General features: G+C 47.2%; 7 protein-coding genes. 3 read left to right on the forward strand and 4 right to left on the reverse strand.

Going from position 1 to position 11,558, the window contains the following annotated elements; genetic code table 11:
- Positions 1–12: 12 nt before the first annotated feature.
- Complete coding sequence (clpX, locus tag I2I33_RS05700) at positions 13–1,230, reverse strand: ATP-dependent Clp protease ATP-binding subunit ClpX (RefSeq protein ID WP_087420876.1); 1,218 nt, start codon at positions 1,228–1,230, stop codon at positions 13–15.
- Entirely contained in the window at positions 1,230–1,907 is a 678-nt protein-coding gene (gene clpP / locus I2I33_RS05705; protein ID WP_087420877.1) for an ATP-dependent Clp endopeptidase proteolytic subunit ClpP, read from the reverse strand. Before clpP ends, clpX begins: the two co-directional genes overlap by 1 nt.
- 121 nt (positions 1,908–2,028) lie before the next feature.
- On the opposite strand from clpP, the gene I2I33_RS05710 reads away from it, so the two are divergent.
- Positions 2,029–4,422, forward strand: a complete 2,394-nt coding sequence (locus I2I33_RS05710) for a glycoside hydrolase family 3 C-terminal domain-containing protein (RefSeq protein WP_087420878.1) — start codon at positions 2,029–2,031, stop codon at positions 4,420–4,422.
- Positions 4,423–4,655: 233 nt separating this feature from the next.
- On the opposite strand, the gene I2I33_RS05715 is transcribed toward I2I33_RS05710, so the two are convergent.
- A complete protein-coding gene (locus tag I2I33_RS05715; RefSeq protein ID WP_087420879.1) occupies positions 4,656–5,951 on the reverse strand; it encodes an alpha-L-fucosidase in 1,296 nt (431 codons plus the stop codon).
- A 94-nt stretch (positions 5,952–6,045) separates the two neighbouring features.
- Positions 6,046–6,588: an RNA polymerase sigma-70 factor gene (locus I2I33_RS05720; protein WP_087420880.1), complete on the reverse strand. Its 543-nt coding sequence runs from the start codon at positions 6,586–6,588 to the stop codon at positions 6,046–6,048.
- Positions 6,589–6,741: 153 nt separating this feature from the next.
- On the opposite strand from I2I33_RS05720, the gene I2I33_RS05725 reads away from it, so the two are divergent.
- On the forward strand, positions 6,742–7,926 hold the full coding sequence (locus I2I33_RS05725; RefSeq protein ID WP_087420881.1) for a FecR family protein: 1,185 nt from the start codon (positions 6,742–6,744) through the stop codon (positions 7,924–7,926).
- Between the two features lie 139 nt (positions 7,927–8,065).
- Positions 8,066–11,548, forward strand: coding sequence for a SusC/RagA family TonB-linked outer membrane protein (locus I2I33_RS05730; protein ID WP_087420882.1), 3,483 nt, complete (start codon positions 8,066–8,068; stop codon positions 11,546–11,548).
- Positions 11,549–11,558 lie beyond the last annotated feature (10 nt).

Here is an 11,558-nt window from a genome sequence, read left to right on the forward strand (position 1 = left end):
CAGCCCCCTTTTTTAAGCTCTTAGCTTTTGTGCTGTCAGCCGGTCCATCTTGGATTCGGCGTATTCTTTGGTGATCGTGATCAATTCGCAATTTTGTGAAGGAATCTCGAACATCAGGTCTGTCATGATGGCCTCGCAAATAGAACGTAGTCCGCGGGCTCCCAGTTTGAATTCAACAGCCTTGTCTACAATATATTCGAAGACCTCTTCATTGAAGTTCAGCGTGATATTATCCAGTTCGAATAATTTCACGTACTGGCGGATAATAGCGTTCTTGGGTTCCGTGAGAATATTGCGTAAGGCTTGACGGTCAAGTGGTTCCAAGTAGGTCAATACCGGGAGACGACCGATGATTTCGGGAATCAATCCGAAAGATTTCAAGTCTTGTGGTGCGATGTATTGCAACATATTGTCCCTGTCAAGAACGGCTGTTTCTTTGCTTGCCGTGAACCCGACTACCTGCGTGTTCATGCGTTGGGCGATTTTCTTTTCAATTCCATCGAAGGCTCCCCCGCAAATGAACAGGATGTTTTTCGTGTTCACGGGGATCATCTTCTGGTCGGGATGTTTACGTCCACCTTGTGGGGGAACGTTCACGATAGAACCTTCCAGTAGTTTCAATAATCCTTGTTGCACTCCTTCACCGCTCACGTCACGCGTGATGGACGGGTTGTCTCCTTTACGGGCAATCTTGTCGATCTCGTCGATGAAAACGATCCCTTTTTCAGCGGCATCCACGTCGTAGTCGGCAGCTTGTAGCAAGCGGGTCAAGATGGATTCGATGTCCTCGCCCACGTAGCCGGCTTCCGTCAACACGGTGGCATCGACGATGGTGAAAGGGACGTGCAGCATCTTGGCTATCGTGCGGGCCAACAAGGTTTTCCCGGTTCCCGTGCGTCCTACCATGATGATATTTGACTTCTCGATCTCCACGTCATCATTGGAATGTTTCTGTGTCAATCGTTTATAATGGTTGTAAACGGCCACGGCGAGGTGCTTTTTCGCCTCGTCTTGTCCGATTACATATTGATCCATGAATTGTTTGATCTCTATCGGTTTTTTGACTTCGATATGATCCATGTCAAGGGGGGTAGAATGGCCTCTTTGTTCTTCCTGTACAATGTCATACGCCTGTTGTGCGCACATATCACAGATAAAACCGTCTACCCCGGAAATCAGAAGATCAACCTCACTGCGTGATCTTCCGCAAAATGAACATTTGTCTTGCATTACTTGTGTTCCCGAATTAATACTGTGTCAATCATCCCGTATTCTTTGGCTTCGGCCGCGGTCATCCAGTAGTCGCGATCGGAGTCTTTCTCTACTTTCTTGATCGGGTTCCCGGAATGATCAGCGATGATCTGGTAAAGTTCTTTTTTTAATTTCATAATCTCGCGAGCCGTGATTTCAATATCGGAGGCTTGGCCTTGGGCTCCACCCATCGGTTGATGGATCATGATGCGTGAGTGCTGTAATGCGGAACGTTTTCCTTTGGTTCCGGCAGTCATCAGCACGGCACCCATGGATGCGGCCATCCCGGTACAGATGGTTGCCACGTCGCATTGAATGTATTGCATCGTGTCGTAAATACCTAATCCGGCATAAACGGAACCGCCCGGAGTGTTGAAATAAATCTGAATATCCTTGGACGGGTCTGCCGATTCCAAGAATAGTAATTGTGCCATGATAATGTTGGCTACATCGTCATCGATAGGTACTCCGAGAAAAATGATCCGGTCCATCATTAACCGGGAAAATACGTCCATGCTTGCCACGTTTAGCTGGCGTTCCTCGATAATGGTCGGGTTTATATAGCTGGAGACGGCAGATTCGAACCGGTGAAGGTTCAAGCTGCTAATCCCTTTATGCTTGGTGGCATATTTTTTAAATTCATCTTGTGAAAACATAATCTATGTATTTTAGTTATACGGGTGCTAAGTTACGAAAAAAAAGAAGGGGAAAAGATACTTTTGTCTATATTTGGGTTTAAAATTTGTGTTGTTGTGTTTAATCGAATAATGTGTTGCTATGCGGAAACAAAAGATTTGGTTATTTCTCGTGTTTTTTCTCCCGGTGATTTCCGTTTGCGGGGATGGGGTTTACAAGAAGAGTGGAAAGGGATTTCGGGACCTGAACAAGAATGGCAAGCTGGACCCTTACGAGAATCCGGCAGAGAGCGTGGAGGTGCGTTTGCAGGACTTACTCCGGCAAATGACGCTGGAAGAAAAAGTGGGACAGTTGGCTCATACCTTAGGCTGGAATTATTACGAGAAGGATGAAAATGGTCAGGTTCGGTTGACGGACTTGTTTCGGTCGGATCTGAAAAATCGTTATATCGGGTGTTTTTGGGCAACGTTGAGGGCTGACCCGTGGACCCGAAAGACTTTAAGGACAGGCTTGTCCCCGCGGGAGGCGGCAGAAATGACGAATGCCATGCAGCGTTACGCACGGGATAGCACTCGCTTGGGAATTCCCTTGTTTTTGGCGGAAGAGTGTCCGCACGGGCATATGGCTATCGGGACGACGGTGTTTCCCACGGCTATCGGGAGGGCAAGCACGTGGAACACGGAACTGGAGGAGCGAGTGGCCGAAATCGTGGCATTGGAGGCCCGTTTACAAGGGGGGCATATCGGTTACGGGCCAGTGCTGGATGTTGCCCGGGAATTGCGTTGGTCTCGGGTGGAAGAGGGATACGGGGAAGATCCTTTCTTGAGTGGGAGTATGGGAAGTGCTTATGTCCGGGGGTTGCAGGGAGGAAACGTGGGGAGTGGCGAAAATGTTATAGCCACGTTGAAACACTTCACGGCTTACGGGGTACCTGAAGGCGGGCATAATGCCGGGATGGCTCATGTGGGAGTGCGGGAATTGTTGACAGAGTTGTCCTATCCTTTCGAGATGGCCGTGAAAGCGGGGGCGTTATCATTGATGACGGCCTATAACGAGGTGGATGGGATTCCTTGTACGGCGAATCCATTCCTGACAAATCAGCTTTTACGGGATCAGTGGGGATTCTCTGGTTTTGTGGTTTCGGATCTCTACGCGATAGATGGGTTGATGTCGCAGCGAGTGGCAGCCGGTAGGGACGAGGCCGGGATATTGGCTTTACGTTCGGGAGTGGATTCCGATTTGGGTGGAAATTGTTTCAGTGCTGATTTGGTGAGAGCTTGCCGGGAGGGGCGATTGGCCGAGGCTGACATTGACCGGGCCGTGAGTCGTATTTTACGGTTAAAGTTTAAAATGGGATTGTTTGATAATCCATACGTGAAGGTGAAGAAGGCAGAAAAGCTGATCGGCACGTCCGGGCATCGGGAGGTGGCGAGGGAAGTGGCTCGCCAGTCTGTTGTGTTGCTGAAAAATGAAAATCAATTGTTACCCTTGTCGAAGGAGGTGAAACGGGTAGCGGTTATCGGGCCGAATGCAGATAATGTTTATAATCAGTTGGGAGACTATACGGCACCACAGGCACCCGGTTCGGTAATTACTGTACTCGAAGGTATCCGGCAAAAGTTGCCCGGTGCGGAAGTCCGTTACGTGAAAGGGTGTGCTGTGCGGGACACGTTGGACACGTCGATCGGGGAGGCTTGTGAGACTGCAAAAAATTCCGATGTTGTTGTGGTGGTTTTGGGGGGCTCTAGCGCACGAGATTTTGAAACGGATTTTTTGGAGACAGGGGCTGCCGTTGCGAATGAACGCAAGGTGAGTGATATGGAGTCAGGAGAGGGGTTTGACCGGATTGGTTTGTCGCTGATGGGCAAGCAAGTGGAATTATTGAAAGCGTTATATGCCACGGGTAGGCCCGTCGTGCTGGTCATGGTTCAAGGGCGTCCCTTGGAGTTGAACTGGGCTGCGGAACATATCCCGGCGATCTTAACGACTTGGTATCCGGGCGGTGAGGGTGGTCGGGCCATTGCGGACGTGTTGTTCGGGGACTATAACCCTGCCGGGAGGCTCCCCTTGTCTTATCCTCGTCACGTGGGTCAATTACCCGTGTATTATAATCATAAATCTGCCGAACGACATGATTATGTGGAGGGAACTGCTGCCCCGTTATATCCTTTCGGGTTCGGGTTGAGTTACACGACTTTTGTTTACGAGGGAATTGATGTGCGTGTCGAGGGGGATTCGGTTCGGGTTTCGGTAGATGTGAAGAATGTGGGAGGACGTGCCGGAGATGAGGTGGTTCAATTGTATTTGCGGGACGAACAGGCATCGGTGGTTACTCCTTTCATGCAGCTCAAGGCTTTTCAACGGGTTCATTTGACTTCGGGAGAATCCCGGAGGGTTGAATTTGTCCTTACAGAAGAACATTTACGAGTGCTTGACACCTCGTTGAACTGGCGGGTTGAGCCGGGATGGTTCACGGTGATGATCGGGGCCTCATCACAAGATATTCGGCAAAGGACTAGATTTAGAATAGATTGATCGCCTCTTGGTTTCATCGTTCTTATTCCTTGGGCTATCTTTGCGTTACATCAAAGGTACTCTTTTGGCATAACAATAACACGGCATAAATATAAGAATGTGTTTATGCTGTGTTATTGTTATGTTGATGCTATGTTTATGATATAGCGAAAGGATAGCCCAATCATGAATCAAGGGGGGGGGGAGTAATCCCATGTTATATTCTTTCCGATGAACAGGGTTTTTGACCGCTATTATCGGTAAGTGATTTCAATAACATGATCTATGTCCGTGGGGACACTTCCCAGTTGTAGCAAGATACCTTCTTTTGTTTTGGTGTATTTCACCGGAGTTTTGTCCTTGAAATGCACGATGGTCTTCACTTTTTTATTGGTGATCGGGAGTAAAAGCTGGTCTTTATTCAAATTTAGAATGTGAACATAGAGTTTATTTCCTTTTTGGGTCGTGACTCCCCAGTCTTGGTGAGGGATGGTTCCGGCACGGGTTCCTTGGATAGTTTCACCATAGGTGCGCATCCATTCTCCGATTTCTTTCAAGTGCGTAACTGATCCTTCGGGGAAATCTCCACCCGGACGGGGGCCCACGTTTAATAATAAGTTTGCATTGTTCCCTGCGGCACCCACCAGCGTGTGGATGAGTTGTTTCGTGGATTTGAAATTTCGGTCGTTGATGTTGTAGCCCCACGTGTTATTCATGGTCTCGCAGCTTTCCAACGGTAGGGCGCTGATTTCTGCATCGGCAGAGTACCCGGCTTTGTTTTGTCCCGGTAGATCCCGTTCGAACATTTGGAAATCTTCCCCGTCAAAAGGGGCTTTGTGATGGTTATTCCCGATCAGGCATCCCGGTTGAAGGCGGTGGATCAAGGTGTATTGTCTTTCCAGTTGCCAGTCCGCGTCGGGTTTATCCCACCAACCGTCGAACCAGATACCACCGATCGGGCCGTAATTGGTAAGTAATTCGGTTAACTGGGCATCCATGAATTTCAAGTAATCTTCCCACGTGCCGGAAGGGGTACGACCCGTGTTCCGTCCCGTGCGTCCCCACGGGTAATAATCCGGACGGTGCCAGTCGATATGGGAATAGTAGAAGAATAATTTAAGCCCGTGTTTCTGGCAGGCCTCGGCCAATTCCTTGATAACATCCCGTTTGAAAGGGGTAGCCTTGACAATATTGTAATCTGATTGTTTCGTGTTGAACATCGAGAATCCATCGTGATGGCGGGAGGTGAAACAGATGTATTTCATGCCGGCGTCCTTGGCGATGCGGACCCACTCGTCGGCATTGAATTTGGAGGGGTAGAACCCGTCGGCCAGTTTTTGGTACTCCGCCTCGTTCAGGCTTTTGTTGGTTAACACCCATTCGCCGTCGGCCAGCATGCTGTATATTCCCCAGTGGATGAACATACCGAACTTGGCATCCCGGAACCATTCCCGGTTGGTAAGGTTTTCTTGTGAAGGAACGTATTTCTCTTGGGCAGAGCAAAATACGACGGTTAATAATAAGAGCGTGGTAATGAATGTATTTTTCATACTAAGGATTAGATTAAATTTTCACGAAGGTAATAAATGTGAAGAAAATGATCAAATGTTTAATAAATAAAACGGGAAAGGGCTGAAAGTCTGTTTATCGTGTCGCTTTTTGGAGATAGAAAATTAAGAGTTCCAGGTGTTGAGAGAAGTGGGAACGCAGGTGTTTGATCCCGTTGCGTAACAGGGTTTTGACGGTGTTGATCGAGATGTGGAGATCGTCGGCGACTTCTTGGTATTTCATATCCTGCATGAATATGCGGGTAATGACTTTTTGGGTTTGATCGGGCATTTGTGCCAGTTCTTCTCTGATTTCCAGAAGGAGTTGTTCGTCAAACGTGATGGTTTCCTCGTCAATAATTTCTTGCTTTATAATGTCGATGTGGTAACGCATGACATCTTTTTTCTCTATTTTGTCCAAGCAAGCGTTTCTGACAGAATTGAAAAGGTAGGTTTTTATCACCTTTTCGTCTGATAACAAAATATCTCTTTTTTCCCAACAACGAATGAAGACATCCTGCACGATGTCTTCTGCGTCGGCCTCTGTCTCCAAGTAATTGAGGGCGTAAAGACACAAGTTCTTCGCATATTTATCGAAGATGTGCTGCAAATCGTGGTCGAGATCGTTTTGGTTTTTCATGAATTTATTTATCGTACAAATCTAAAATATTTTATTGAATGAAACAATCGTATGTAGCTTGTAAAGTGGATAATTGTTGATTTTTGAAAAATAATGTGTTTGTTGATTCACCCGTTTTTGGCTTTTCCCGTCTTAGAGGCAAAATGAAATGATATGAACCGGATTTCGGATGAGGTAATAGAACGGATTATTGATTTTTACTTGGGAGATATTTCCGAGCGGGAGAAGATGGATTTGGAGAGATGGGTGAAGGAGTCCCCGAGGCAAGAGCAATGCTTTAAACAAACCCTGAAGATGTGTCAACGGTTGCGGTTAAGTTCACGTGGGGAACAGGCAGGGGGGATGAAGACCCGGATACAGGAAAAATGGCGGGAAGAAAGGCTGAAACGGCGGAGACGATTCGCGTGGGGCGTGGTTTCGTCTGCGGCGGCGGTCTTACTGTTGGTGGGTATTTTCCACGTGTACAACACGAACTGGAAAGAACCGGTGCCGGAGACATTGCCTAAAATTAGTTTGTTGGAGAGTAAGCACGGGGAGAGAGAGGCTATTTTGCAATTTCCATCAGGGAACGAGGTCATGCTGGGTAGAGAGAATGATCGAACCGTGCCATTGGCGGAAGGGATTGTCTTGAAGAGTGATTCTGTGAAAAATCTGTTCCCTCAGGAGGGCGGGAAGGACGTGATGACAGAGGAATATCACACGGTGATTGTTCCCCGGGGAGGAGAGTATAATCTGACGCTGGCAGACGGAACGAACGTGTGGCTGAATTCCGATTCGAAATTGAAGTTCCCTCTTCATTTTGTCGGGAATCAACGAGCCGTTTATTTGGAAGGGGAGGCTTTTTTTGAGGTGACTTCCGATTCGTTAAAGCCTTTTGTGGTGAAAACGGCGGAGGCAAATGTCAAGGTGTTGGGGACGTCGTTTAACGTGATGAATTACACGGATGAGGCGAAGGTTGAAGTGGCATTGTTAAAGGGGAAAGTGAAATTCGAGGATACCCGGAATCGACAGACCCGTGCGTTGGTCCCGGGCGAGGTGGTCCGTATGGACAAGGCGAGTACTTCGATCGTTCTCACGAAAGAGGATGTCAGTCGGGTGAGCGCTTGGCGTACCGGGTATTTTTATTTCGAGAATATGTCGATGGAAGAGTTGGTCGTGAAGTTGGAACGCTGGTATCAAGTGAAATTCACTTTTGCCAGCGAGAAGGTGAAACAGATGCGTTTTACCGGGGCCGTGACGAGGTACCGGGATCTGGAGTACGTGTTGAAAATGATCGAGAAAACGAGGGATATTTCGTTTGTTGATTTCGGAGATCAGATTAAAATATATGAAAAATAAAATCCCGAAACGTGTTGCAACCACGCTTCGGGAGGTTTAGTAATACCGTAAATATTAACTAACTCGAAGCAAAAGTATGAATAAAAAACGAAGAAACAGGCTTGTTGTACACAACAAGTTGTCAAAAATTTGTCAGGTTATGAAGTTAGGCGTTTTTTTGATGGTCGTGTTTATCACGAATGTAACGGCCGGCACGTTAGCCCAGAAGACGATGACCGTCACGGGGAGCCAGTTGAGTTTCAAGGAAATCTTTTCCGAGATTCATAAACAGACCGGTTATACGGTGGTGTATAATAATCACCGTTTGAATAGTGATTACCGCTTGAACGTGAATTTTAAGGATACTCGTTTGGACGTGGTGTTACGTGAGATATTGGAGGGAACCGGGTTGACTTACGAGTTGATGGATGAATTTATTATCCTGTCCGCGCTCCCGGCCGAGCCGCAGAAAGGGAAAATTATCTTGGGAAAGGTCACGGATAGCAAGAGAGTGCCGATGCCGGGAGTGACGGTTCGATTGGATAGCACGACGGTGGGGACGGCCACGGACGTGAATGGGGTTTTCCGGTTGACCTTGCCGATGGAAAGGGGGACGCTCGTGTTCTCTTTCGTGGGATACAAGACGAAGAAGGTGAATTTCAGTGCCGTGACGAGAGACACGATCCGGGTTACCCTAGAGGAAGATGTTTCCGACTTGGACGAGGTGACGGTTGTTGCTTACGGTTCGCAGAAGAGGAGGTTGATGACGAGTTCTGTTTCCTCGATCAAGGGGAACGAGATTCAGGAATTGCCGACGCATAGTCTGGAGAGTTTGTTACAGGGATGTATGGCCGGAGTGGAGGTGAATAACTTGTCCGGGGCTCCCGGTGGTGGCGGGTCTATCGTTGCTATTCGGGGGTACAATACGTTATCAATAAAAGGTGAAAGTCAGGATCGTAATGCCGGTACTCCACTTTACGTGGTGGACGGGGTGCCGATGCAGGCGTTCACTTCTGATGTAACAGGGGCTAACACGCTGGCGAATCTTGACCCGTCGATGATCGAGTCGATCGAGGTGCTGAAGGATGCTGCGGCTGCTTCTCTTTACGGTTCTCGTGCCGGTAACGGGGTGGTGCTGATCACGACGAAAAAGGGGCGCTCCGGCCAGGGACATATTTCGGCAACGTTATCTTATTCTGCCTCTTGGTTACCCAAGACGGTGGAGATGACAGGTGGTCAGGGAGAGCGTTTGTACGCGCTGAACGCTTTTAAGAATGCGCGGGAGCCTTATTACAATCCGAATCGCAATGAATGGAAGGTGCCGACCTCTTACGCGGAGGTGTATAATGCTGTCCTTAATGGATATACAGGTGCAGTGTACAATGATTTTTGGAGTAGTGGGGACCGGATCTATTTGCAGGATAGTTTGAATCCTTTTTTCAATAATTCTACCGATTGGTGGCGGTACATGTACCGGACGGCAAAAGTGTTGAACGCTAATTTACAGGCTTCCGGGGGAAATGATGCCGTGCAATACGTGGTGGGACTCGGGTATTTCAAGGAAGAGGGGATTATGATCGGTTCTGATTTTCAACGGGCAACTTTAGCCGCTAATTTGACGGCTAAACCGGTGAAACGATTCACGATGGATTTGCGGACTATTTTCGCTTACAGTGACCGGAGCCGGGGCGGGGTGAAGGGAGCCGGGAGTGGCGGTTCCAAGATAGAGGGTGTTTCTGTTAATCCAAATTCGACTTCATCCTTGTTGCCGGGAGGGAGTTACGTGGAGGAGTATATGTTGGAAGATTTGAATGCCAAGATCGAGAAAAATAATAGTTACACGTTGCGGTTGAACATGAAACTGGATTACGAGTTTATCCGTAATTTGCACTTGTCTGTTACCGGGTCCATAGATTTTAACCAGCAGAATCTGAATAAATTTATGCCGAGCACGTACGATCGTCAAAATCATTTTTCAACTTCCGAGGGGACTATTGCCCGTAGTATCAATATCTTGAATGAGAACCTGTTGAATTACCAGTTTAATTTGAAACAGGATCATCATTTTGGCGTGTTACTCGGTCTCTCTTTTGAAAAGGATCAGCACTTCACGAATAGCGGGTTAGGAAGGAAAGGACCTAGTGATTACGTCCATTACGTGGGTAGCGGATGGGGAGGAGCTTTTGACGTGGTATATGGCGTGGGACAAAAACAGGCAACAGGTGCGTACAAGTATAGTTCTGAATTGAAGGAAGAAACGATGTGTAGTTATTTTGCCCGGTTGAATTATAACTACAAGGAAAAATATATGTTGGAGGGAACGATCCGGCGGGATGGTTCCTCTGTTTTCGGTGAAGATGTACGTTGGGCAACATTCCCGTCCGTGTCTGCCGGTTGGGCTTTCTCGCAGGAATCTTTCATGAAAAGGTTCTACTGGTTGAGTTTCGGTAAGATCAGGGCAAGCTGGGGTACTTCCGGGTTGAAATTCAGTCAACCTTATCTGGCTCAAGGGTTGTTCTCTTCGGGAACGGGAACATTTCTCGGTCAATATGGAATGAAACAGTCTGCACAGGGTGGGTTGATTAATCCCACGTTGAGTTGGGAGAAGACGGATCAGTATGATATTGGTTTGGACTTGGATTTAATGAATTATCGTTTCAAGGTGGTGTTCGATTACTATTATCGTTACACGAAAGATCAGTTGAACCAGATCGATTTACCGGGTGATTTTTATTTGTTTGCGATGCAGTGGCGGAATGCCATGGAAACCTCGAACGAGGGTGTCGAGCTGGAGTTGGCTGCCGATATATTACGAGAAACGGCTGTTAAGTGGAAAATGAAATTGACGGCCTCCCGGAACTGGAGTCGTTTCGAGAAAAGTTATGACAAAATGGATTATCAGGAACAGGTGATCGGTAAGCCATTGTACCAGATGAAAGTTTATAAAACAGACGGTTTTTATAACACGATGGATGAGGTGCCTTACATGTATCTGCCGAGTGGTCAGAAGCAACTGTTGTATGTTAATGGAACGAGTACAAGTATCTTTTTCCCGGGAACTCGTCGGATTCTGGATCTGAACGGGGATGGCAATATTACCGAAGATGATAAGTATTATGCTGCCAGCCCGTTACCGAAAGTGCATGGTGGTATTTTCTTTGATTTGCGTTGGAAAGACTTTGATTTAAACTTGGCGTTTAATTATTCGTTAGGAAGGCATATCCTACGGGTGTATGATGACGCCAGTCTAATGCCCGGGGATGAACCTAACCGTCCTCTTCTGGTGGATATTAGTAAGATTCATGCTTGGGAAAATGCTCAAACGGAGAACCCGTCTTATCCTCATTTGCAATCTTATAACGGGAACGATTTACAGTATGATGGAAAGTATGATTGTGATATTGAAAATGTACACCTGTTGCGATTAAAACAACTGACGTTAGGTTATAATCTGAATAAACGGGTGATTGAAAAAGCAAGATTGACCAGTGCCCGAATTTATGTTACGGCAGAGAATTTATTCTTGTTGACTAATTACAAGGGACTCGATCCTGAAATCGTCAGTATTTATGATGGTATAGATGATCTGGGGTCTTATCCCCTGCCTCGGAAATTTACAGTAGGTTTAAGTATAAATTTCTAAAAAAGATATT

This window comes from Butyricimonas sp. BSD2780061689_150309_C8 (assembly GCF_015560935.1).
In the GTDB taxonomy this organism is placed as follows: Bacteria; Bacteroidota; Bacteroidia; order Bacteroidales; family Marinifilaceae; genus Butyricimonas; species Butyricimonas paravirosa.